Below are 22,663 nucleotides of genomic sequence, written 5' to 3' on the forward strand. Positions count from 1 at the left end.
ACAGCCACGCTGGCCGGATGGAGTTTTCCCAGTGTGGTGGCACGAGGAAGCAAAGAAGGGGACAGTAGAAAACGGCGTCCGTTGCAGATGCAGATCCAAAAATCAGCTGGGCCTCGCTATAGATCCCGCCCTTGCTCGAACGGATTGAATGGTTCGCGATATGGCTTGCGCAATGGCGGATTGGCGTCAGCCGGAGTTGTCGATGTAGGTTTCTCAGCCGCATCGGCCGCATTAGCGCCTTCGCCAACCGGAGCCGCCGGCGCTATCGCAGCATCGTTGTGGGGCCCGGCGCAGTTATTGGAACTGATTTCATTGATTTGTTTGGCGCCAGACGATGCCGTCCGATTGGCTAATCGGTCGAGCAGGCTTCCGGCTTCCGGATCCCTGAACATGAGCATGAAAAACGCCTTTTTGTGTTCGTCGCGAGCCTGAGCATCCGTTTCGTCCAAGACCGGCAGCATCTTCACTTTGTCTACTGCTCGACGGAAGTCGGCATTCTCAGACCAGCGATCGAAGATCTCGCCCATTTCCATTCCGGTCTCGGATTTGGGCAGCGCCTCTCTCCATCTTTCCACGGAGAGCTGGGCTGAGTTGCGGGCGATGAAATTAGCCATTCGCTGCATCTCGAGCTCTTGTGTGTCGGCGAGCACCAGTAGGTCAGCTGCAAGCTTGGCGGAAAGCCCCGCCAGAGCGATCGTGCGCGTGTCGGAATCCGGTCCACAGACAAGCACCTTTTCGTCCGACATTGGGCAAATGACGGTTTTTCGAAGCTTGCCATTTGCGATGAGATCGAGAGCCCAGGCTTCGTCTTCCGTGCCCTTGGGCTTCGGAGACTCTTTGGTCGTGTTAGCAGCGGCGATCGGCGTGTCGCCACGCTGAGGCTGAATGGTCTTGCTCCGTGTGCCTTCGACTATTGAAGTCGGCGCCGCATCCCCCTCGACCGCAGCGTGCTCATCGGCACCTCCATTGGCACGAGGCGGCATCCCCAAAAGATTAGACGTAGGCTTATCTCGGAGGTCATGAGGAAACACCGCATCGAAAGAGAATGGTTGGGTGTCGGAAAGCTGGCGCGAGTCCGGCGCCGAGCCGCGTTGCTCTCGCTGTGGCCTGCCAGGATGCTCAACGGGAGCCTTTGCCCTGAAGCGTGACACCAATGCCGATACCTACAAGTATTTCGGTGAGCCCGTTTATACTTATGCGCTGAGAGAGGGCATAGGCGACGGCTTCCTGACGCCTTTCAAGGTGCGCCAGATGGCGAGCACTATGGACACCTACACCTTCAGCGACGAGGACGAGGTGATCGCGGGCGAGATCGACCCGGACAAGGAATACAAGGAAGCCGATTTCAACACCAAGCTCATCATCGACGAGCGCGAGATGAGCCGCGTGCAGGAGTTCATGGACCAGATCGACCAGCGCCAGAAGACGCTGGTCTTCTGCGCCACGCAGGACCACGCCGCGCGCGTCCGCAACTTCATCAACCAGATCAAGGACAATCCGGACCCGCACTATTGCGAGCGGGTGACGGCAGACGACGGCAAGCTGGGCGAGCAGCACCTGCGGGAATTCCAGGACAACGAGAAGACGCTGCCGACCATCCTGACAACGTCGCAGAAGCTGTCGACCGGGGTGGATGCGCGCAACGTGCGCAACATCGTGCTGCTGCGGCCGATCAACTCGATGATCGAGTTCAAGCAGATCATCGGCCGCGGGACTCGCACGTTTGACGGGAAGGACTTCTTCACGATCTACGATTTCGTGAAAGCCTATGAGCACTTCAACGACCCTGAGTGGGACGGCGAACCGGAAGACCCTGCGGATCCCCGACCTCCGCTTCCCGGTCCTGGCGGTCCCGATGGGCCGAACGATGCGGAGGATCCCGAAGAGCCGAAGGAGCCGACCGAGAAGGTCATCGTGAAGTTGGCCGACGGCAAGGAGCGCAAGATCCGCTACGTCGCCGCGACGACATACATGTTCAACGGCCGGCCCATTACGGCCCAGGAGTTCATGGACCATCTGTTCGGCGATCTGGGCACGCTGGTTACAAGCGAAGACGAACTGCGCGAGATATGGAGTGATCCCGATCGCCGTAACGCTTTTCTCCAGCGCCTGACTGAAATGGGCTACGACCGCGAGCGCCTCGCGGACATGCGCCGCCTGATCGACGCGCCGAACTCAGATATCTTCGACGTGCTCGGCTACATCCGCTTCACCCTGGCACCTCTAGCCCGGGCCGAACGCGTCGAAACGGCGAAGGCAACGGGTATGGATGGCTACGAGGAAGAGATGCGCGAGTTTCTCGACTACGTCCTCGGCTCCTACGCCAAGGACGGCATCCGCGAACTCGACACGCAGCGCCTAAGCCACTTCATACGCAGCCGGTATGGCAGCATGAATGATGCAAAGAGGAAGCTCGGATCGACCGGCGACATCCGCTCTGCCTTTTTGAATATTCAGAGGCATCTGTTTTCGGAGGGCCAATCGGCTGCGCGCTGAGCTCCGGCGAAACTCCGGCGAAAACAATCGCTATTCTTGCTTTGTTCGTCCATTGTTCCGCAGATTCTAGCCGTGAAAACGTCGGTTTTCCGCCATTTTCGGCACTAGGTGCTGCCCTCCGAAGGCAGAGGTCACAGGTTCGAATCCTGTCGGGTGCGCCAGCGGCTCGGGACGAATTCGGTTCGCCGCCCGCGCTCAGGCCGTCTTTTCGATCCGGACGGGCACGCCCTTGCTGGCCGGGGTTTTCGACAGCTGGTCGTGATACCACAGCGGCACCAGCGGGTTGAGCTCGGGAAAATAGCCCGCCAGCGTGCCGGTGGGCAGGTCGTAGGGCACGACCGTCAGCCCCTCCACCGCGCGGGTCGGTTCGGCGTCGCGGCCGGTGTCGGTGATCAGCGAGACGCGGTCGCCTTCCGCAAGGTTCGCGGCGACCATGTCCTCAGGCCGCATCAGCACGATCATGCGGTCGCCCTCCAGCCCCCGCAGTCGATCCGAATGGCCGTAGATCGTGGTGTTGAACTGATCGTTGGAGCGCAGGGTGACGAGGTGATAGCGGCCCTGCGCGTCGCCCACGCCGCAGGCGTTCAGCACGGTTGGGTCGGTGAACTCCGCCTTCCCGCTTTCGGTCTTCCAGATGCGCTCGTGTGCGGGATTGCCGCGGTAGAAGCCGCCCGGCTGGATCATCCGCGCGCTCATGTCGTGGAACTGGTCGGGCCAGGTGCGCGCGATCAGGTCGCGGATGAGCGAATAGTCGTCGGCCCATTCGCGCCAGCGCAGCTTGGGGTTGCCCGAGATGGTCGCGGCGGCGATCCCGGCGACGATGGCGGTTTCGCTCAGCAGATGTTCGCTCGCGGGGTTCCGCTTGCCCATGGAGCCGTGAATATGGCTGAAGCTGTCCTCTATGCTCACCCACTGGTTGCCGGTGGCCCGCAGGTCCTCCTCGGCCCGCACGAGGCAGGGCAGCAGCCAGCTTTCCTTACCCGGAATCAGATGCGTGCGGTTGAGCTTGGTCGCGACGTGGACGGTCAGCTCCATCCGCTGCCACGCTTCGTGGACCGCCGCGTGATCGGGCACCGCCATGGCGAGGTTGCCGCCGAGCCCGATATAGCCCTTGTTCTCCCCCGCCAGCAGCGCTTCTAGGAATTCGACCGTGGTGTGCCCGTCCTCCTCCGGCGTTTCGAGGTCGAGCAGTTCGCGGTATTTCTCCACCGGGGCGAGCTTCACCTTCTCGGTGATGCCGACCGTGCGCTGCCCCTGCACGTTGGAATGGCCGCGGATCGGGCTGCACCCGGCGCCCTGCCGCCCGATATTGCCGCCCAGCAGCAGCAGGTTGACCAGCATCCCGATGCCCTGCGCGCCGTGAACATGCTGGGTCAGCCCCATGCCGTAGATGCCGATGACGTTCTTCGCGTTGCAATAGACGTCGCCCGCCGCCTCCATCTCGGCGCGGGTGACGCCGGAGGCACGCTCCAGCTCGGGCCAGCTCGTGTCCTTCAGCGTCGCGAGAAATTCGTCGAGCCCGGTGGTGTGCTGATCGATGAAGGCTTCGTCGAGGATCCTTTCGCGGCCCTTCGCCTCCGCCTCGGCGTCGCGTTCCAGCACCCGCTTGATGACCCCCATCAGCGCGGCGATGTCGCCGCCGGGGCGCACCTGCAGGTACTGGTGGTGCATCTTGGTCGGCTTGCCGACGGTCATCTGGACCGGGTGCTGCGGATCGACGAATTCGACCAGACCCTTCTCGCGCAAGGGATTGAAGACCACGATCTTGCACCCGCGCTGTACCGCTTCCTGCAGCGGGCGCAGGATGCGCGGCGAATTGGTGCCGGGGTTCTGGCCGAGATAGAAGATCGCGTCGCAATGCTCGAGATCTTCCAGCGTGCAGGTGCCGACCGGCGATCCGATGACCTTCTTGAGGCCGACCGAGGTCGTCTCGTGGCACATGTTGGAACTGTCGGGTAGGTTGTTGTGACCATAGGCGCGGGCGAAGATCGCGTAGAGATAGCTGGGCTCCAGCGCCGCCTTGCCGCTGGCGTAGAACGTCACCGATTTGGGATCGAGCGCCTTCAGCTTCGCCCCGATCGCGGCAAACGCCTCGTCCCAGCTCGCCTCGACATATTTGTCGGTTTCCGGATCGTAGCGCAGGGGATGGGTCAGGCGACCTTCCATCTCCAACTCGTAGCCCGACCATTCGCGCAATTCGGTGACGGTGTGGTTCGCGAAGAATTCGGGGGTGCAGCGCGCGCTCGTCAGGTCCCACAGCGTCGCCTTCGCGCCGTTTTCGCAGAATTCGAAGGTATGGGGGGTGGGCGGTTTGACCCAGGCGCAGGAGCTGCACATGTACCCGCCCGGCTTGTTCTGGCGGCGCAGCGTTTCGAGCGCGCCCGGCCCCGCGCGATCGCGCAGCTCGCTCTTGATCAGGCTCTTGACCGATCCCCACCCGCCCGCGGGCCGGTCGTATTCCTTCGCCTCGGGTGCCTTGTCGCTCATGCCTGTGCCCTCGTCTGCCTGCCCAGTAGCAGGAATGGTCGGTTCGGTCTGCCGTTCCGCCTCGCCGTCTTGCCCCGGAACCGTGCGCACTGTAGCGCGGTTTGACGATGATGCGAAAGCCGCCAGAGCCGCGACTGCGATCCGCCGTGGCCGGCAGGCTTTCTTCGCTTACCTTGCTTATCGCGCTAACCGGCTGCGCCCAGGTGCATTCGGGCGGCATGCTCGATCCCGCCGGCCCGGTGGCGCAGGTCCAGCGCGACCATTTCATGATCGTCGTCGCGCTGGTCGCGATCGTGATCGTCCCGGTATTCTTGGCTCTGCCGTGGATCCTGTGGCGCTATCGCCTCTCGCGCAACAGCACCGACTATAAACCCGACTGGGATTTCGACCGGCGGATCGAATGGGTGATCTGGGGCGTGCCGGTGCTGGTGGTGGCGGTGCTGGCGGCGGTGTTGTGGATCAATGTGCACCAGATCGATCCCTATCGTCCGTTGGCGCTGCAGGGGGTGCCCCAAGGCGCGCCGCCGCTGCCGGTGCAGGCGGTCGGGCTCGACTGGAAATGGCTGTTCATTTACCCGGAACAGGGCATCGCGACGGTCGACGAACTGGTGGTGCCCGCCGGGCGCGACATCGGTTTCGACCTGACGGCGGATGGCCCAATGATGAGTTTCTACGTTCCCCGGCTGGGTGGGCAGATCTACGCCATGGCGGGGATGCGCACGCAACTGCATCTGGCGGCGGACGCGCCGGGCGATTTTCGCGGGCTCAACACGCAATATAACGGCGTCGACTTCCACCGGCAGAGCTTTCGCGTGCGCGCCCTGCCGCCGCGCGAATTCGCCGCGTGGGCGGCGCGGGCGCGGTCCGCTCCGCCGCTCGATGTGGCGCGCTATGCCAAACTCGCGGAGCCGTCCGTTACCACGCGTCCGCTCGTGTTCGGGCGAGTCGAGCCGGACCTGTTCGCGAAAGTGATCGGCAAGTACGAATGCGGGTCCGCCCCGCACCACATGGCAAAGGCCGTGCGATGAGCTCGGGCCTCTCCTACTGGATCTTCGGGCGGCTCGAATGGAGCGACCTGCTGATCAAGTCGAACGCGATCGCCACCGGTGCCTCGTGCATGGTGGTGATCGTCGCGATCGCGATCGTCGCCCTGCTGACCTGGACCGGGCGCTGGGGCTGGCTGTGGCGCGAATGGCTGACCAGCCTCGATCACAAGCGGATCGGGATCATGTATATCGTGATCAGCTTCATCATGATGGCGCGGGCCATCGCCGAGGCGATGGTGATGCGCACCCAGCAGGCGATGGCCGCGGGCGGCGGGACCGATCTGGTCGGTGCGCAGCATTTCGGGCAATTGTTTACCACCCACGGCACGGTGATGATCTTCTTCGTGGCGATGCCGTTCCTGTCGGGCCTGATTAATTACCTCCTGCCGCTCCAGATCGGGGCGCGCGACCTCAGCTTCCCCTTCATGAATGCGGTCGGCCTGGCTCTGACCTGGGCCGGTGCGGTCCTGATCATGGTCAGCCTGACGGTAGGCGATTTCTCGACCGGGGGGTGGAGCGCCTATCCGCCGTTCACCGAACTCGCGTTCTCTCCTGGCGAAGGGGTCGATTACTGGATCTGGTCGGTCATGCTGACAGGCATCGGCACCACGCTGACCGGCATCAATTTCGCGGTCACGATCTACAAGGAACGCTGCCCGGGAATGCATCTGATGCGCATGCCGCTGTTCTGCTGGACAGCGCTGTGCACCGCCATCCTGATGGTCTTCGCGCTGCCGCCGCTGACCGTGGCGAGCAGCCTGCTGGCGCTCGACCGCTATCTCGACTTCCATTTCTTCACCAACGGGTCGGGCGGCAACATGATGAACTATGCCAACCTGTTCTGGCTGTTCGGCCATCCGGAAGTCTACATCCTGATCCTGCCCGCGTTCGGGGTCTGGTCCGAAGTCATCTCCACCTTTTCCGGCAAGCGGCTGTACGGGTATCGTTCGCTGGTGCTGGCGACCATGTGCATCGCGGTGCTCAGCTTCACGGTGTGGATGCACCACTTCTTCACCATGGGGCAGAGCGCGAACGTCAACGCCGCCTTCGGCTTCGCCACCATGCTGATCGGCATTCCTACCGGGGTGAAGGTCTATGACTGGATCCTCACCATGTATCGCGGGCGTATCCGCTTTTCCGCCCCGATGCTGTTCGCGATCACGTTCCTGTTCTCCTTCGTGGTCGGCGGGCTCAGCGGCATCCTGCTCTCCAACGCGCCGACCGATTTCGCGATGCACAACTCGCTGTTCCTGGTCGCGCATTTCCATAACATGCTGATCCCCGGCACGCTGTTCGGCTTTATCGCGGGCTATATGTACTGGTTTCCCAAGGCGTTCGGTTTCCGGCTGGACGAACGCTGGGGGCGGATCGCCTGGGGGCTCTGGACCGCGGGGTTCTTCGCCGCCTTCGCTCCGCTCTATTCGCTCGGCCTGATGGGCGCGATGCGGCGCACCTCGCAAACCTACGATCCGGCCTACGAGCCCTTCCTCTATGTCGCGCTGGTCGGTGCCGCGCTGCTGTTCGCGGGCTTCGTAGCGCTGGTGGTGCAGCTGGTCGTCAGCACCCGCCACCGCGACCGGCTGGCGGTGCCGATCGGCGATCCGTGGGACGGCCGTGCGCTCGAATGGTTCACGCCCTCGCCGCCGCCGGAATGGAACTTCGCCCGGCTGCCGCAGGTCGAATGCATCGATGCCTTCGCCCGCGAGAAACGCGAGGGCGACCCCTATGCGCCGCAGGATGGCGACTACGCGGATATCGAGATGCCGCGCAATACCGGCCTGCCCACGCTGATTGGGATGGCCGGGATCGCCTGCGCCTTCGGCCTCGTCTGGCACATCTGGTGGATGGCGATCGTCGGCTTCGTCGCGATGTGGGGCTTCCTCGTCGCGCGCAGTTTCGAGAGCCGGACGACCCGGACCATTCCCGCGGCCACGGTTCGCGAAGCGAACGAGGCATGGCTCAGCCGGGCGCGAATGGCGCGGGCGGTGCCGCGCGAGATCGAGTTCACGGCGGCGAACACCGGCCGGGCGGAGCCACTGGCATGAGCGCGGGCAAGAACCTCCATCCCGGTATCAATATCGGCCATGTCGACCCCGGCGCACACCGCGCGGCGGAGCCGGTGATCTTCGGCTTCTGGGTCTTCCTGATGAGCGACTTGGTGATCTTCGCCCTGCTGCTGGCGACCTATGCCGCGATGAGCGTGCACGGGATCGCGGGCGGACCCACGCCAGCGCGGGTGGCCGATCTGCCCAGCGCCGCGATCGAGACCGGGCTGTTGCTGCTTTCCAGTTTCACCATGTCGCTCGCCACCGTGGCGCTGAAATATCGACCGGGGCGCGCGCATCTGCGCCGCTGGCTGGCAGTTACCGCCGTGCTCGGCCTCGCCTTCGTCGGGATGGAAGCGTGGGATTTCGCGAAGCTCGCGGCCCAGGGTGCGGTGCCGCAGCGCAGCGGGTTCCTGTCGGCGCATTTCACGCTGCTCGGCACCCACGCGCTGCATGTTTCGGCGGGGCTGGTGTGGATGGCGGTGCTCGCGTTCCAGCTGGGGCGCGAGGCGCTGGAGGACCTCGTGCGGCTCAGGATCATGCGGCTCGCGCTGTTCTGGCACCTGCTCGACGTGGTGTGGATCGCGATTCTTACCTTCGTCTTCCTGTTCGGGGCAGTTGGATGAGCGAACGCGACGACGAACGGCGCGAATTGCGCGACAGCTGGCTGGCGCTGGCAGGCGCGGTGGTGCTGACCGCCGCCAGCTTTGCGCTGGTGGTGTTGCTGCACCTGCCGCGCGGCTGGACGCTGGGCGGGCTGGCGCTGCTCGCGCTGGCGCAAATCGCGTGGCATTTCAGGTACTTCTTGCACATCGACCTCGACCGGTCGCACCGGCACGACCTCCAGCTCATACTCTTCACAAGCCTGATAATAGTGATGATGGTCGGCGGCACGATCTGGATCCTGTTCGACCTCCACGCCCGCATGATGTGATCCCCCACCGTTCCGCGATGTGGAAAAGGAGCGGGGCTCGACTGTCGGAGTGCGCCTCGCCTCGCTAGGGCATTCGGTCATATCCCGCTTCACCGGTGCGCGAGTATATGACCCGACCGCTGATCTCTCCCTCGATACTGTCCGCCGACTTCGCGGCATTGGGAGAGGAAGTACGCGCGATCGACGCAGCCGGTGCCGACTGGATCCACATCGACGTGATGGACGGGCATTACGTGCCCAACCTCACCATCGGCCCCGCCGTGGTGAAGGCGCTGCGCCCGCACACGGACAAGCCGTTCGACGTGCATCTGATGATCTCCCCCGTCGATCCGTATCTCGAAGCCTTTGCCGAGGCGGGTGCGGACGTCATCACCGTCCATCCTGAGGCCGGCCCGCATGTCCATCGCACGGTGCAGGCGATCAAGGCGCTGGGAAAGAAGGCGGGCGTTTCCCTCAATCCCGGTACCCCGGCGAAGATGCTGGACTACCTGATCGGCGAGATCGACCTCGTGCTGGTGATGAGCGTCAATCCCGGCTTCGGCGGGCAGAGCTTCATCGTCAGCCAGCTCAAGAAGATCGAGGCGGTGCGCAAGATGATCGAGCGCGAGGGGCGCGACATCCGGCTGGAGGTCGATGGCGGGGTCAATGGCGACACCGCGCGCCAGTGCGTCGATGCGGGGGCAGACGTGCTGGTGGCTGGCTCCGCCGCTTTCGCCGGTGGGCCCGACCGCTACGCCGCGAACATTGCGGCGCTGCGGGGGGATGCGCGTTGAGCGAGGTGGCCGATCCGATGACCGCCCCGCGCCACGCGGACGTGTCGCGCGATCGCCCTCGCGAGGAACAGTCGGCCCTGCCGCTCGGCGACGATCCTGCGCCCACCACCCATCTGCTGGCCGAGCGCGTGCTGGAGCCGTCGCGGGCGCTGGTCGCCACCGATCTCGCCCCCCCTGCGCTGGGTGCGGTGGAGCGGCTGATCCAGTTCGCCTACCGGCTCGGCGTGCCTGCCAGCGCGCTGACCCTGCCGATGGGCCGGACGGAGAGCATGCGCATTCTCGCCACGGTCGACAGCCCGCTGTCGGGCGATCGTGCAGCGGGCGTGGCCCTGCGCGCCGGGCACTTCCTCGTCCACGGAGTGAAGGCCCCGATCGGGCAGATGGACTTCGCCTCCAACACCCGCCTTACCGCGCCGTTCGAGCGGGTCGTGCACGGTTACGCCTGGCTGCGCGACCTCGCGGGCTGCACCACTCGCGATCAGGCCGCACCGGTCGCCAACCGAATCCACGCCGCATGGCTCGATGCCAATCCGCGCCCGGGCAAGGGGCGCGCGTGGGAAGTCGAACTGGTCGGCCACCGCCTGCTGGCGTGGCTGGTCCATGCCCCGCTCATCATGGGAAGCGAACCGTTGCGCGGTCGCACCCTGACCGCGATCGAGGACGGCGCGCGCTGGCTCGACCGCCATGTCGGCCAGGCGCAGGACCGGCTCGGCGAGGTCGCGGGATGGGTCGGCATCGTCGCCGCAGGGCTGCTGCTGCCCGGCGGAAAGCCGCGCCGGATATTCGGGGAAAGCGGGCTCGCCCGCGCGCTGGGCGAGCTGACCGCAGAGGATGGCGGGGTGCTGTCGCGCAGCCCCATCGCCCAGATGGAGGCGATCGCGCTGCTGGTCGATCTGGTGGCATGCTATGCCGCCCTCGATCGCGATCCGCCGCAGGCGCTGACCGCGATGAAGGCACTGCTGGTGCCGCCGCTGCTTTCGCTGCTGCACGGGGAAGGCGGGCTGGGCAGCTGGCAGGGAGCCAATGCGGTGCCGACCGAACGCGTCGCCGCGCTGGTCGCCGCGAGCGGGGTGCGGACCCGGCCGCTGAAGGACGTGCGGCACTGGGGTTACCAACGCGTCGCCACTCGCGACGCCGTGCTCCATTTCGACGCCGCGCCGCCGCCGCTGCCGCGCCATGCCCGCGCCGGCTGCGCCTCTACCCTCGCGTTCGAGTTCTCGTCACGCGGGGAGCGGCTGATCGTCAATTGCGGCGGCGCAGCAACGGCCGGTGGGCAGGTGCCGGTGCGGATCGAACAGGGGCTGCGCGGAACGGCCGCCCACTCGACGCTGGTGCTGGACGAATCGAATTCCACCGCCGTCCTGCTCAAGGGGCAGATCGGGATGGGCGTGAAGGAGGTCGAGATCGACCGCCGCCAGATCGAGACCGGGCGCGGGACCGCGACGCGGCTGGACGCGACGCATGACGGTTACGCCTCGCGCTACGGCTTGCTCCACCGGCGTATCCTGGTGCTGCGGGACGACGGAACCGAGCTGCTGGGCGAAGATATCCTGACGCCGCAGGGCAAGCGCGGGAAGCGCGGCAAGATCGCCTTCGCCATCCGCTTCCACTGCGGACGCGGGGTCGAGCTGCGCCTGGGTGAGGATGGCCGAGGGGCGACGATGCTGTTGCCCGGCGGTCAGCACTGGCAGTTCCGGCTGGGCCACGAATGCGATGGCGAACTCGCCATCGACGAAAGTATCTGGGTCGACGGGCAAGGACGCCCGCAACCGATCCAGCAGCTTGTCATTCAGGGAATGACCTCACGCAGCGGGGGAAGTTTCTCCTGGCTGCTCAAACAGATGGGATGAATACGGCCATGGCCGAACCGAAGATCACGCGGGCGCTGCTGTCCGTGTCCGACAAGAGCGGCCTCGTCGAGCTGGGCCGCGCACTGGCGGAACGCGGCGTCGAACTCGTTTCCACCGGCGGCACGGCGAAGACGCTGCGCGATGCGGGCCTGGACGTGCGCGACGTTTCCGACCTGACGGGCTTTCCCGAAATGATGGATGGCCGGGTCAAGACGCTGCACCCGATGGTGCATGGCGGGCTGCTCGCAGTGCGCGACGACCCGGCGCATGCGGCGGCGATGGAAGAGCACGCGATCTGGCCGATCGATCTCGTCGTCGTCAATCTCTATCCCTTCGCCCAGACGGTCGCGAAGGGAGCGGACCGGCCCGAGATCATCGAGAACATCGATATCGGCGGGCCCAGCATGGTTCGCTCGGCAGCGAAAAATCACCAATTCGTCACTATCGTAACCGATCCTGCCGATTACGACACGCTGGTCGCGGAATTGGGCGAGGGCGATGGCGCCACCTCCCTGTCCTTCCGCCGCGAGATGGCGGCCAAGGCGTTCTCAGCTACCGCCTCCTACGATTCGATGATCTCGCAATGGTTCGCCTTTGCCGATCAGGGCGAGAAATTCCCCCGGCAGGTCAGCATGACGCGCGTGCTCTCGGGTTCGCTGCGCTATGGCGAGAACCCGCATCAGGAAGCGGCGCTCTACCTGCCCGGCGGGCCCCATGTGCGCGGATTGCCGCAGGCGGAAAAAGTTCAGGGCAAGGCGCTCAGCTACAACAATTACAATGATGCCAATGCCGCGCTGGAGCTGGCGGCGGAATTCCGTGGCCAGGATCCGGCGGTGGTGATCGTGAAGCACGCCAATCCGTGCGGCGTGGCACAGCGCGGCACGTTGCTGGATGCGTGGCAAGATGCGCTGGCCTGCGACAGCGTCTCGGCCTTTGGCGGCATTGTCGCGACGAACGTTCCGCTCGACGGGCCGACGGCCGAGGCGATCTGCGAGATCTTTACCGAGGTCGTCGTCGCCCCGGCGGCGGACGAGGCGGCCCGCGCTGCCTTCGCGAAGAAGAAGAACTTGCGCTTGCTTGTCACCGGCGACCTGCCCGACCCGCGCCGCCCGGGGCAGACGCTGGCGATCATCGCCGGCGGCATCCTGGTGCAGGACCGCGACAATGCCGCGATCGACGCGGCGGCGCTGAAAACGGTGACGAAGCGCGAGCCGAGCGAGCGGGAGCTGAAGGATTGCCTGTTCGCCTGGACGGTCGCGCGACACGTCAAATCCAATGCCATCGTCTATGCGAAAGACGGTGCCACCGCCGGGATCGGCGCGGGGCAGATGAACCGCCGCGATTCGAGCCGGATCGCCGCGATGAAGGCGGCCGAGGCAGCGGAGAAATACGGCTGGGATAGGCCGCGCACGGTCGGCAGCGCGGTTGCCTCCGACGCCTTCTTCCCCTTCGCCGACGGTCTGCTGGCGGCGGCGGAGGCCGGTGCCACCGCCGTGATCCAGCCCGGTGGCTCAATCCGCGACGATAAAGTGATCGCGGCGGCGGACGAAGCCGGACTGGCGATGGTCTTTACCGGGATGCGCCACTTCCGGCACTGACCGCATCAGGCCAACATTTCGGCGCGCCCGAATACCTATTCAGCCTTGAGAAACGCTCGCGCATGCACAGATAGGTTGCAAGCAAGGACGTGATATCATGAAATTCATCAAATCGGATCTCTTTCGCTCGCTCGCCATCGGTTTCCTGATCGGCACCGCGATGGTCGGCATCAGCGCGGGCCCCGATGCGCTCGCGGTCGCGGCGCCCGCCGCTATCGCGCCGGTGGCTCAGGCGATCGTCCGATGAAAGCACGCCGTCCGCTTCTCGCGCTGGCCGGGGGCCTCGGGCTGGCGCTGGCCGCGTGCCAGCAGCCTGCCTTCGCTGCGGAAGAATTCGTCCACGCGCCTGCCGCAAAGGCGGAGGCGCACGAGAGTGGAGGGCTCAAAACCGCTATCTTCGCCGGTGGCTGCTTCTGGGGTATCGAGGCCGTCTTCAGCCACGTGAAGGGCGTGAAAAGCGCCGTTAGCGGCTATCATGGCGGTACTGAGAAGACCGCTAACTACGCCACGGTTTCCACCGGGCGGACTGGCCATGCGGAAGCCGTCAAGATCACCTATGACCCCAAGGTCGTGCGCTACGATCAGCTGATGCGCATCTTCTTCTCGGTGGGTGCCGATCCGACGCAGAAGAACCGGCAGGGTCCGGATGTCGGCACGCAATACCGCACCGCGATCGTGCCCCTTAGCGCGGAGCAGAACCGGGTGGCGAAGGCGTATCTGGCTCAGATGAAGGGCGGCAACAGCTGGGGTCGTCCCATCGTGGCGACGATCGAACGCGGTCAGGCCTTTTATCCCGCCGACGCGCATCATCAGGATTTCGCCGCGAAGAACCCGAATCATCCCTATATCCGGCGCTGGGATGCGCCCAAGGTCGCCGCGCTGTCGAAATACTACCCGCAGTTCTACTCCCGCAGTTTCCAGCGCAATTGAGCCGGTGGCGCGGACCCGCGCAAAGGCTTATATCCATCCCCATGGCTAGCGCACACAAGCACCACGAACACGAAGGCGCCGATCTGATCGCGGCGGCGCGAAGGACGCTCGAGGATCACGGCGAACGCTGGACCGGCATGCGCAGCGAGGTGTTCGAGGAACTGGCCCGGCACGATCGCCCCGCCAGCGCTTACGACATTGCCGACAATCTGAGCGCGCGCCGCGGTAGCCGGGTCGCGCCCAACAGTGTCTATCGCATTCTCGACATCTTCGTTCGCAACAATCTCGCCAACCGGATCGAGAGCGCGAACGCGTTCCTGGTGAACACCCATCCGGGGTGCCGCCACGATTGCGTGTTCCTGATCTGCGACGATTGCGGCGCGGCGACCCATTTCGACGACGACCGCCTGACGAAGTCGCTTCGCCAGGCGGGGCGGGACCACGGGTTCAGCGATGTCCGTCCCGTCGTGGAGTTGCGCGGGTTGTGCAGCGCCTGCGCCTGAGTTCGCGCGCCTGAGCAATATATTGCTCGCCCTCTCGCGAATCGACAGCCTGCAAATCGCGGTGTAAGCCTGCGGGTTATGAGTTCCAGACCCGATACCCCGCTGCTCGATACCGTCGACACTCCCAAGGATTTGCGCAAGCTCGAGGCGAGCCAGTTGCGGCAACTTTCCGACGAACTGCGCGAGGAAATGATTTCCGCCGTCGGCAGCACCGGCGGCCACCTCGGCTCCGGGCTCGGCGTGGTCGAGCTGAGCGTTGCGCTCCACTACGTGTTCGACACGCCGGAGGACAAGCTGATCTGGGACGTGGGCCATCAGGCCTACCCGCACAAAATCCTGACCGGACGGCGCGACCGCATCCGCACGCTGCGCCAGGGCGGCGGGTTGTCGGGCTTCACCAAGCGGACCGAAAGCGAATACGATCCGTTCGGCGCGGCGCATTCCAGCACCTCGATCTCGGCCGCGCTCGGCTTCGCCATCGCCAACAAGCTGAACGACCGCCCGGGCCGGGGGATCGCGGTGATCGGCGACGGCGCGATGAGCGCAGGCATGGCCTACGAGGCGATGAACAACGCGGAAGCGGCGGGCAATCGCCTGATCGTGATCCTGAACGACAACGACATGTCGATCGCCCCGCCGGTGGGCGGCCTTTCAGCCTATCTCGCCCGGATGGTCTCCTCAAGCGAGTATCTCGGCCTGCGCACCCTCGCCAGCAAGGTCGCGCGCAAGTTCAGCCGCAAGGTTCATCAGGGGCTGGAAAAGGCCGAGGAATATGCTCGCGGCATGGCGACCGGGGGCACCTTGTTCGAAGAGCTGGGCTTCTATTACGTCGGCCCGATCGACGGGCATAATCTCGATCACCTGATCCCGGTGCTCGAAAATGTGCGCGATAGCGGGCAGGGTCCGATCCTGGTCCATGTCGTGACCAAGAAGGGCAAGGGCTACGCCCCGGCGGAGAACAGCGCCGACAAGTATCACGGCGTCGCCAAGTTCGACGTCGTCACCGGCGAGCAGAAGAAGTCGAAGGGCGGCCCGCCGAACTACCAGAACGTGTTCGGGGAAACGCTGGCCAAGCTTGCCGAGACGGACGACCGCATCTGCGCGATCACCGCCGCCATGCCCAGCGGCACCGGGGTGGACAGGTTCGCGCAGGCGCATCCGACCCGCGCCTTCGACGTCGGCATCGCGGAGCAGCATGGCGTAACCTTCGCCGCCGGGCTCGCGGCGCAGGGCATGCGGCCCTTCGCTGCAATCTATTCGACCTTCCTCCAGCGCGCCTACGACCAGGTCGTGCACGACGTCGCGATCCAGAACCTGCCGGTCCGCTTCGCGATCGACCGCGCCGGGCTGGTCGGGGCGGACGGCGCGACCCATGCAGGGAGCTTCGACGTGACCTATCTGGCCACCCTGCCAAATTTCGTGGTGATGGCGGCGGCGGACGAGGCGGAACTGGTCCACATGACCTATACTGCGGCGGAGCACGACAGCGGCCCGATCGCGCTGCGCTATCCGCGCGGCAGCGGCACCGGGGTGGCGATGCCCGAAACGCCCGAACTGCTGGAAATCGGCAAGGGCCGGATCGTGCGCGAGGGGACGAAGGTCGCGATCCTGTCGCTCGGCACCCGTCTGGCGGAAGCGCACAAGGCGGCCGATCAGCTGGAGGCGAAGGGGCTGTCGACCACCATCGCCGACATGCGTTTCGCCAAGCCGCTCGATACCGCGCTGATCGAGAAGATCATGCGCAGCCACGAGGTCGTGGTGACGATCGAGGAAGCCGCGATCGGCGGCCTGGGCGCGCATGTCCTGACCTACGCCAGCGACGCTGGGCTGCTGGATGCCGGCCTGAAGATCCGCACCATGCGACTGCCCGATATCTTCCAGGACCAGGACGCGCCCGAGAAGCAGTACGACGAGGCCGGGCTCAACGCGCCCGACATTGTCGAGACGGTGCTGAAGGCGCTGCGCCACAACAGCGCAGGGGTGGAGGAAGCGCGGGCCTGATCGGTCTGCTGATCGCCGGCGTTGGGCAGAAGGCGCGGGACCGGCGGCGATACAAGACTCGCCGGAAGAAGGCTGGAAGGCCGGCTACTTACCTTTCGGTATCTCGTGATCCGGATACTCCCCGACAAAGAGCTATCGCGCAGCTGCGCGGCCATGGCGTTCGATCCAATGCGACACGACTGATCCGTCCGACCAGGATGGCCGGGCGGGGCGATCGAGCGATGTTGCTGAAAACCTCCGCAGCCGCGGTTATCCTGCCAGTGGAATAGACATGTGCCGGTCGATCATCACGACATTGTGCTCGCTGGCCGGGATGTCGGCACAATGGGCCTTCGACACGAGACCGAGACGTTGCGAATTCATGCCGGATATATCGCTTGCCAGATAGATGGGCACACCATCCTGGACGAGGTAACGTCGCCGCCGCCCCCGCGAAGATGGGGCGTGAACCGTGCGGTGCGCGCCCCCCTCAATTCAATCGTCAGCCCTGCGGACGTGTCGTCGGATGCAGTCCGCCTTCTTGGTTTTCCATGCCCGCGCCGGCCTGACCCTCCAGATCGTCGCCGACATCGTCATCCTTGAGCGTGTCGAGATGCATCAGCCTCTTCACGAGCGGATTGAGCAACACCACCACCGCGCCGATCCCGATCGCGGTGAGGCCCATGGTCCAGTAGAGACCCAGCGCGCCTTCACGCGTGATCTCGCCGCCTTCGCCCTCGCCCATGATGGAGCCGAGGAAGCCCGCGACGTAGTTGCCGCCCGCGGTGCCGAAGAAGAAGGCCGCCATCATCAGGCTGGCCATGTGGCGCACCGAAAGCCGGTTCATCGCCGACAGGCCGACCGGGCTGAGGCTCAGTTCGCCGGTGGTCGACAGCAGGTAGAACAGGAAGATGAAGAGAACCGGGACCAGCGCGGAACCGGCGGCGTTCGCACCCAGCACCAGCACCACGAAGGCAAGGCCCATCTGCATAATGCCAAGGCCCATCTTGGCCGGCGTCGCAGGCTCCCACCCGCGCTTGCCCAGCCATTGCCACAGCGCGGCGAAAACCGGGCCGAGCAGGATGATGTATATCGGGTTGATCGACTGGAACAGGGATGTCGGCACACCCTGTCGATCGACATAGCGATCGGTAAACAGGTTCACCGAACCGCCCGCCTGTTCGAACAGGCCCCAGAACACCGGCATCAGCAGGATGAAGAAGATCATCGCGAACACGCGGTCGCGCGAATGGTGGTCGAGCTTGAAAGCTTCCCGAAGCACATACAGCAGCAGGAGCGCGCCCGACGCCAGCAGGATCCAGCCGACCGCGTCCTGGAACTGGATCAGGGCCCAGATCACCGCCACGCCGACGAAGCCGGTCAGGTAGAGGAACCATTCGCGGTTTATACCTGCGACCTTCTCCTTCAAGCGCGAAGGCACCGGCGGTTCGCCCTGGCCCATGAGCAGCGGCTTGCCGAGCACGAACACGACGAGACCGAGCAGCATGCCGACACCCGCTGCGCCGAAGCCGTAGGACCAGCCGATCGTCTCGCCCAGATAGCCGGCGATGATCGTTCCGATCGCGGCGCCCACATTGATGCCCATGTAGAAGATCGTGTAGGCACCGTCGCGGCGGATATCGGTACGCGGATAGAGCTGACCCACGATCACCGAGATGTTGGCCTTCAGGAAGCCCGAGCCGACGATGATGAAGGCGAGCGCGAGCCAGAAGATGTTGATCGCCGGGTTGTTCTGATAACCCGCGCCGGCATCGCCTTCGAACGCCATGAAGAAGTGGCCGAATGTCAGCAGCACCGCGCCGAACAGCACCGCCTTGCGCTGGCCCAGATAGCGGTCTGCGAGCCACCCGCCGAGCACGGGGGTGATATAGACGAGGCTGGTATAGGCCCCGTAGATGATCGTCGCCTGCCCGTCGGAATAAAGCCAGTGCTTGACGAGATAGAGCGTCAGCAGCGCGCGCATGCCGTAATAGGAGAAACGCTCCCACATCTCGGCGAAGAAGAGGACGAACAGGCCCTTGGGGTGGCCGACGAATTCCGGTTCCTTGCGCAACACCGCATAGGCACCGATCGCCAGGAACACGATCAGCGCGACAGAGCCGATCGCGGCGATCCAGTCGGCCTCGTTCCAGAGCGCCATATCCTTCATCCGAACCCCTCCACCTGCGTCGTAATCAAAAGCAAAGCGCGCACCCTAGCGGCTTTGTCTCTCGTGTGAAGAGCAAGTTACGCATGAAACCGGGGTGAACGGAGGGTTTGGCGCGCCATTCCGGGGCATCGATCGGCTTGACCCGCCCCGCTGTATTATGGCACTACAGCACTATGCCGCCCGCCGCCGTGTCCCGCCCCGTCTATCTGCGCCTGCGCGATCTGATTGCCGCCGCGATCATCGAGGGGCGGTATCGAGCGGGCGACATGCTGCCCAGCGTGCGCGCCTTTGCCGCCGAACAGGGTGCCAATCCGCTGACCGTCGCCAAGGCCTATCAGCAGTTTCAGGCGGACGGGCTGGTCGAGGTCCAGCGCGGTGTCGGCATGTTCGTCGCCGCCGGCGCGGCGGAGAAGCTGCGGCGGACCGAGCGGGAAACCTTCCTCGAGGTGGACTGGCCGGAAATCCGCGCGCGGATAGAACGGCTCGAGATCGATCCCGAGCGTCTGTTCCCCGCTATCGTCTCCGAATAGGACAGGCAGGAATGGCCAAAGCGGCCGAAACGCTCGTGCCATTGCCTTGCAGGCGTATTTCTGCCACGAAAACGCGCATTGTCCAGGCTGCGGGGCCGGCATCGTATTCCTGCACCGCGCATCGCTGTCCAACCGTACCGAAAGGTCGTCGATGATCCGTTCCGAACTCCTCCAGGCCCTGGGTAAGGATAATCCCGAACTGCGTCCGGAAGAGATCGAGCAGGTCGTGGAGATTTTCTTCGACGAAATCGCCGGCCGGCTGGCCGAAGGCGGACGGGTGGAATTGCGGGGCTTTGGCGCGTTTTCGACGCGGGAACGCGATGCACGCACCGGTCGCAATCCGCGCACCGGCGAAGCGGTCGAGGTTCCGGCGAAGCGCGTTCCCTATTTCAAGGCAGGCAAGGAAATGCGCGAGGCGTTGAACGAAAACGGCTGAACGCCTTCGTTTGCCCTGCCTGGTAATTCCCCGAACGCGCCAGCCTCTTCCCAATCCCCCTCTTCCCGGTCTAGGCGCGATTTCTGCTCTGCGGGTGTGGCGGAATGGTAGACGCCGGGGACTTAAAATCCCCTGATCCTTGATCGTGCGGGTTCGAGTCCCGCCACCCGCACCACTTTTGCTCTCGCACCGGCCGGTATCGGTAAAGAAGTGTTAACGCCGCGCCTTTATCCCCTGACAGACCACCAATAAACGCAGGGGCAGTTTTGGGCATGTTGGCGCCAGACCGACAGGCAATCGCGACGGAAGCAGGCGAGGGCGAACAGCAGCGCGCCGCGCCGCGCTTCCAATTGATGCTCCGCCCGGCACGGCTGATTTGTCGCGAAGCCGAGTATCTGGGCCTGATTCGCGATATTTCAGCCAACGGCGCGAAGATCCAGTTTTTCCATCCAGTACCGGAAGCGTGCAGGATGGCGATGGAACTCCGCGAGGACATGGTGGTCGAGATGGAGCGCCGCTGGGCCACCGAATCGAGCGCCGGCTACGAGTTCGCGTCTCCGATCGATGTCGAACGCGTGCTTCAGCCCGACCCTTCGCACCCCAGGCGCAAACCGCGCCTGTGCCTGCCACGCCCGATGATACTGACTGTCGACGGACACGACGTGCCGGCCCGGCTGCATAATATTTCCCAGCAGGGCGCATGCATCGAATGCGATTACGGTCTTGCGCGCTACCAGCTGATCCGGATCCATATCGACGGGATCGGGCAACGCCATGCCAAGGTTCTCTGGCACAAGCAGGGGCGCTACGGCTTGGTGCTGGAGGAGACCTTCGAACTGCGCGAATTCGCCTGCCTGCTGGCGGCGCTTTCCGTCGAATCCTGACCGCGTTTTCGCTCGCTGCGCGGGTTCAGCCCGCGCGGAAATCCAGCGCGACGCCGTTGATGCAGTGCCGCTTGCCGGTGGGCTTGGGCCCATCGGTGAAGACATGGCCGAGATGCCCGCCGCAGCGCGCACAATGGACTTCGGTGCGGGCGTAGCCCAGCTTGCGGTCGGTGCGGGTTCCCACCGAACCCGACTTCGCCGCCCAGAAACTGGGCCAGCCGGTGCCGCTGTCGTATTTGGTCTTCGACGAATAGACCGGGTTGTCGCATCCGGCGCACACGAAGGTGCCGGCGCGCTTTTCCTTCAGCAGGGGTGAGGAATAGGGCCGCTCGGTCGCCTCCTCCCGCAACACGTCGAATTCTCGTGCGGACAGCTTTTTGCGCCATTGCGCTTCGCTCATCGAGACGGGAAAGCTCTGGGCGCGGGCCTCAGAACCGCCGCAGGCGGCGAGAACCCCGGCGGAGGCACCGAGGCCCAGCCAGGACAGGAGTGTGCGGCGGTCGGCGTGGCTAATCATGGTCGATGGTCCTGCGGTCATGGTGGGAGAATGGCACAGCCTTCCTGAACCAATGCTTGGCGCGGCTAAGCTGTCAGAACCGCGTGATCTCGACCTCCAGCCGGCGGAAGCCCTCGACGAAATTCGCGCGGACCCGCTCGACTTCGCCCGCGACGCTTACCCGCATGCGCCGGGCGTGCATTTCCTCCATCAGCACCCGCAGCTGAAGCTCCGCGAGCCGCGCGCCGACGCAGCGGTGGATGCCGTAGCCGAAGGAAAGATGCCGCCGCGCATTCTCCCGCGTGATGTCGAGGGCATCGGCGTTCTCGAACACATCCTCGTCGCGATTGGCCGAATTGTACCACAGCAGCACCTTGTCGCCCGCTGCGATATTCTGCCCGAACAGCTCGGTGTCCTGCGTGCACGTCCGGCGCATGTGCTTGAGCGGGGTCTGGTAGCGGATGCATTCCTGCACCGCGTTGGGGATGGTCGCCGCGTCGCTTTCGAACAGCGCGCGCTGGTCGGGGAACCGGTCCAGTTCGTGGACGATGCCGCTCATCGTGTTGCGCGTGGTATCGTTGCCGCCGACGATGAGCAGCACCAGATTGCCCATGAATTCCTGAGGATCCATCTGGTTCATGGCCTCCGAATGGATCATCATCGAAATGAGGTCGGGCGTGGGTTCGGCCTGCATCCGCTCGACCCACAACTGGCCAAAATAGGCCCCCATTTCCCGCAGGATGTCCATCCGCTGATCGTCCAACGCGCGCACCGTGGCGATCTCGGTATCGCCCGCCCAGTCGGACCAGAAGGTCAGCAGGTGCCGGTCCTCCCACGGAAAGCCGAACAGGATCGCCAGCATGCCGGTGGTGAGGGGAATAGAAACCTCGGACACCCAGTCGAACGTCTCGCCGTGCGGCAACCGGTCGAGCAGTTGCCCGGTGCGAGTTCGGACGTCGTGCTCCAGCCGCTTCATTTCCGCCGGGGTGAAGGCGGGCGCGACCGTCCGGCGCTGGCCGGTATGCTTGGGCCGGTCCATCGCGATGAACATGGGCAGTTCGAACCGCTCGCGTCCCTCGGCCGCCAGCGTCTCGTCGCTCATCGGGTTGAGGATGGTGATCCCCCCATGCTCCCAGCTGGAGGAGAACAGTTCGGGCAGCGCCTCGGTGTGCTGGATCGCCTTGTGCGAAACGACGCTCCAATAGGGGCCATAGGGGCTCTCGGGAATATAGTGCACCGGCCCCGCGGCGCGCATCTCGGCGAAGATCGGTTGCCAGCGGTTCTCGACATAGATGTCGCTGCGGCTGGTATCCCAGGGGTGCGGGTGACGCAGCGCATCCTCGGGATGTTCGGCGATATGGGCGCGCAGCGCCTCGTGTGCGATGGGGGCGCTGCGGAACTGCTGCGCGGGCTGGGCCTGCGTGGCCATGATCACTCTCCTGGGCGGGGGCGACTCATGAACCGGCCGCCCTCTCGACGGAGGGTATCCTGCGCTCGCTTACATC

The 22,663-nt window shown here is 64.9% G+C and carries 19 protein-coding genes, 1 tRNA gene and 1 pseudogene; 16 read left to right on the plus strand and 5 right to left on the minus strand.

Annotated features, from left to right (window positions below):
• Positions 1-116: 116 nt before the first annotated feature.
• Complete coding sequence (locus tag MKP08_RS04090) at positions 117-1,151, minus strand: hypothetical protein (protein ID WP_256969992.1); 1,035 nt, start codon at positions 1,149-1,151, stop codon at positions 117-119.
• On the opposite strand from MKP08_RS04090, the pseudogene MKP08_RS04095 reads away from it, so the two are divergent.
• Positions 1,141-2,496 (plus strand): annotated as a pseudogene (locus MKP08_RS04095) (type I restriction-modification enzyme R subunit C-terminal domain-containing protein); the annotation flags it as partial. The gene MKP08_RS04090 and the pseudogene MKP08_RS04095 overlap by 11 nt on opposite strands.
• Before the next feature lie 195 nt (positions 2,497-2,691).
• On the opposite strand, the gene MKP08_RS04100 reads toward MKP08_RS04095, so the two are convergent.
• Entirely contained in the window at positions 2,692-4,983 is a 2,292-nt protein-coding gene (locus MKP08_RS04100) for an FdhF/YdeP family oxidoreductase (protein WP_241555000.1), read from the minus strand.
• Positions 4,984-5,156: 173 nt separating this feature from the next.
• On the opposite strand from MKP08_RS04100, the gene MKP08_RS04105 reads away from it, so the two are divergent.
• The 11 genes from MKP08_RS04105 (at position 5,157) to dxs (ending at position 16,663) form a co-directional block, all read left to right on the plus strand.
• Positions 5,157-6,011, plus strand: a complete 855-nt coding sequence (locus tag MKP08_RS04105) for a COX aromatic rich motif-containing protein (protein ID WP_241555001.1) — start codon at positions 5,157-5,159, stop codon at positions 6,009-6,011.
• On the plus strand, positions 6,008-8,074 hold the full coding sequence (locus MKP08_RS04110) for a cbb3-type cytochrome c oxidase subunit I (protein ID WP_241555002.1): 2,067 nt from the start codon (positions 6,008-6,010) through the stop codon (positions 8,072-8,074). Before MKP08_RS04105 ends, MKP08_RS04110 begins: the two co-directional genes overlap by 4 nt.
• Positions 8,071-8,700 (plus strand): cytochrome c oxidase subunit 3, encoded by a 630-nt coding sequence (locus MKP08_RS04115; RefSeq protein ID WP_241555003.1) that lies wholly within the window; start codon positions 8,071-8,073, stop codon positions 8,698-8,700. The genes MKP08_RS04110 and MKP08_RS04115 overlap by 4 nt, the downstream gene beginning before the upstream one ends.
• Positions 8,697-9,008 (plus strand): cytochrome o ubiquinol/quinol oxidase subunit IV, encoded by a 312-nt coding sequence (locus MKP08_RS04120; RefSeq protein ID WP_241555004.1) that lies wholly within the window; start codon positions 8,697-8,699, stop codon positions 9,006-9,008. The genes MKP08_RS04115 and MKP08_RS04120 overlap by 4 nt, the downstream gene beginning before the upstream one ends.
• Before the next feature lie 107 nt (positions 9,009-9,115).
• Positions 9,116-9,781: a ribulose-phosphate 3-epimerase gene (rpe, locus tag MKP08_RS04125; RefSeq protein ID WP_241555005.1), complete on the plus strand. Its 666-nt coding sequence runs from the start codon at positions 9,116-9,118 to the stop codon at positions 9,779-9,781.
• A 17-nt stretch (positions 9,782-9,798) separates the two neighbouring features.
• Entirely contained in the window at positions 9,799-11,631 is a 1,833-nt protein-coding gene (locus MKP08_RS04130; protein ID WP_241555531.1) for a heparinase II/III family protein, read from the plus strand.
• Between the two features lie 8 nt (positions 11,632-11,639).
• Positions 11,640-13,229: a bifunctional phosphoribosylaminoimidazolecarboxamide formyltransferase/IMP cyclohydrolase gene (gene purH / locus MKP08_RS04135; RefSeq protein WP_241555006.1), complete on the plus strand. Its 1,590-nt coding sequence runs from the start codon at positions 11,640-11,642 to the stop codon at positions 13,227-13,229.
• 97 nt (positions 13,230-13,326) lie between these two features.
• Positions 13,327-13,476 (plus strand): hypothetical protein, encoded by a 150-nt coding sequence (locus MKP08_RS04140; protein WP_241555007.1) that lies wholly within the window; start codon positions 13,327-13,329, stop codon positions 13,474-13,476.
• Complete coding sequence (gene msrA / locus MKP08_RS04145) at positions 13,473-14,159, plus strand: peptide-methionine (S)-S-oxide reductase MsrA (protein WP_241555008.1); 687 nt, start codon at positions 13,473-13,475, stop codon at positions 14,157-14,159. Before MKP08_RS04140 ends, msrA begins: the two co-directional genes overlap by 4 nt.
• A gap of 41 nt (positions 14,160-14,200) precedes the next feature.
• Positions 14,201-14,662 carry a Fur family transcriptional regulator gene (locus MKP08_RS04150; RefSeq protein ID WP_241555009.1) on the plus strand — a complete coding sequence of 154 codons (462 nt, stop codon included), beginning with the start codon at positions 14,201-14,203 and terminating at the stop codon, positions 14,660-14,662.
• 78 nt (positions 14,663-14,740) lie between these two features.
• A complete protein-coding gene (dxs, locus tag MKP08_RS04155; protein ID WP_241555010.1) occupies positions 14,741-16,663 on the plus strand; it encodes a 1-deoxy-D-xylulose-5-phosphate synthase in 1,923 nt (640 codons plus the stop codon).
• Positions 16,664-17,144: 481 nt separating this feature from the next.
• On the opposite strand, the gene MKP08_RS04160 is transcribed toward dxs, so the two are convergent.
• Complete coding sequence (locus MKP08_RS04160; RefSeq protein WP_241555011.1) at positions 17,145-18,812, minus strand: peptide MFS transporter; 1,668 nt, start codon at positions 18,810-18,812, stop codon at positions 17,145-17,147.
• 173 nt (positions 18,813-18,985) lie between these two features.
• Here MKP08_RS04160 and MKP08_RS04165 point away from each other — a divergent pair, with 173 nt between their 5' ends.
• From MKP08_RS04165 to MKP08_RS04180, 4 genes are all read left to right on the plus strand, one after another.
• Positions 18,986-19,342, plus strand: coding sequence for a GntR family transcriptional regulator (locus MKP08_RS04165; RefSeq protein ID WP_215229303.1), 357 nt, complete (start codon positions 18,986-18,988; stop codon positions 19,340-19,342).
• Positions 19,343-19,493: 151 nt separating this feature from the next.
• Positions 19,494-19,778 carry an integration host factor subunit beta gene (locus MKP08_RS04170; RefSeq protein ID WP_241555012.1) on the plus strand — a complete coding sequence of 95 codons (285 nt, stop codon included), beginning with the start codon at positions 19,494-19,496 and terminating at the stop codon, positions 19,776-19,778.
• A 90-nt stretch (positions 19,779-19,868) separates the two neighbouring features.
• A tRNA-Leu gene (locus MKP08_RS04175) sits at positions 19,869-19,953 on the plus strand.
• A gap of 295 nt (positions 19,954-20,248) precedes the next feature.
• The gene (locus MKP08_RS04180; protein WP_241555013.1) at positions 20,249-20,662 is read left to right on the plus strand and encodes a PilZ domain-containing protein; all 414 of its coding nucleotides are present in this window, start codon (positions 20,249-20,251) and stop codon (positions 20,660-20,662) included.
• A gap of 25 nt (positions 20,663-20,687) precedes the next feature.
• Here the strand turns inward: MKP08_RS04180 and msrB are convergent, their stop codons facing one another.
• Positions 20,688-21,179 (minus strand): peptide-methionine (R)-S-oxide reductase MsrB, encoded by a 492-nt coding sequence (gene msrB, locus MKP08_RS04185; RefSeq protein ID WP_241555014.1) that lies wholly within the window; start codon positions 21,177-21,179, stop codon positions 20,688-20,690.
• Between the two features lie 73 nt (positions 21,180-21,252).
• The gene (locus tag MKP08_RS04190) at positions 21,253-22,587 is read right to left on the minus strand and encodes a cytochrome P450 (protein WP_241555015.1); all 1,335 of its coding nucleotides are present in this window, start codon (positions 22,585-22,587) and stop codon (positions 21,253-21,255) included.
• Positions 22,588-22,663: the final 76 nt, after the last annotated feature.

This window comes from Erythrobacter sp. LQ02-29 (assembly GCF_022576075.2).
Classification (GTDB): Bacteria; Pseudomonadota; Alphaproteobacteria; order Sphingomonadales; family Sphingomonadaceae; genus Alteriqipengyuania.

Excerpts from the sequence above, each read along its gene's own strand:
- MKP08_RS04190 (WP_241555015.1), bottom strand. The coding sequence starts at position 22,587 with ATGGCCACGCAGGCCCAGCCCGCGCAGCAGTTCCGCAGCGCCCCCATC.
- MKP08_RS04160 (WP_241555011.1), bottom strand. The coding sequence starts at position 18,812 with ATGAAGGATATGGCGCTCTGGAACGAGGCCGACTGGATCGCCGCGATC.
- rpe (WP_241555005.1), top strand. The coding sequence starts at position 9,116 with ATGACCCGACCGCTGATCTCTCCCTCGATACTGTCCGCCGACTTCGCG.
- MKP08_RS04115 (WP_241555003.1), top strand. The coding sequence starts at position 8,071 with ATGAGCGCGGGCAAGAACCTCCATCCCGGTATCAATATCGGCCATGTC.
- MKP08_RS04100 (WP_241555000.1), bottom strand. The coding sequence starts at position 4,983 with ATGAGCGACAAGGCACCCGAGGCGAAGGAATACGACCGGCCCGCGGGC.
- MKP08_RS04180 (WP_241555013.1), top strand. The coding sequence starts at position 20,249 with ATGGCGATGGAACTCCGCGAGGACATGGTGGTCGAGATGGAGCGCCGC.
- MKP08_RS04150 (WP_241555009.1), top strand. The coding sequence starts at position 14,201 with ATGGCTAGCGCACACAAGCACCACGAACACGAAGGCGCCGATCTGATC.
- purH (WP_241555006.1), top strand. The coding sequence starts at position 11,640 with ATGGCCGAACCGAAGATCACGCGGGCGCTGCTGTCCGTGTCCGACAAG.
- MKP08_RS04140 (WP_241555007.1), top strand. The coding sequence starts at position 13,327 with ATGAAATTCATCAAATCGGATCTCTTTCGCTCGCTCGCCATCGGTTTC.
- MKP08_RS04130 (WP_241555531.1), top strand. The coding sequence starts at position 9,799 with ATGACCGCCCCGCGCCACGCGGACGTGTCGCGCGATCGCCCTCGCGAG.
- MKP08_RS04120 (WP_241555004.1), top strand. The coding sequence starts at position 8,697 with ATGAGCGAACGCGACGACGAACGGCGCGAATTGCGCGACAGCTGGCTG.
- msrB (WP_241555014.1), bottom strand. The coding sequence starts at position 21,179 with ATGATTAGCCACGCCGACCGCCGCACACTCCTGTCCTGGCTGGGCCTC.
- MKP08_RS04165 (WP_215229303.1), top strand. The coding sequence starts at position 18,986 with ATGCCGCCCGCCGCCGTGTCCCGCCCCGTCTATCTGCGCCTGCGCGAT.
- MKP08_RS04110 (WP_241555002.1), top strand. The coding sequence starts at position 6,008 with ATGAGCTCGGGCCTCTCCTACTGGATCTTCGGGCGGCTCGAATGGAGC.
- msrA (WP_241555008.1), top strand. The coding sequence starts at position 13,473 with ATGAAAGCACGCCGTCCGCTTCTCGCGCTGGCCGGGGGCCTCGGGCTG.
- MKP08_RS04170 (WP_241555012.1), top strand. The coding sequence starts at position 19,494 with ATGATCCGTTCCGAACTCCTCCAGGCCCTGGGTAAGGATAATCCCGAA.
- dxs (WP_241555010.1), top strand. The coding sequence starts at position 14,741 with ATGAGTTCCAGACCCGATACCCCGCTGCTCGATACCGTCGACACTCCC.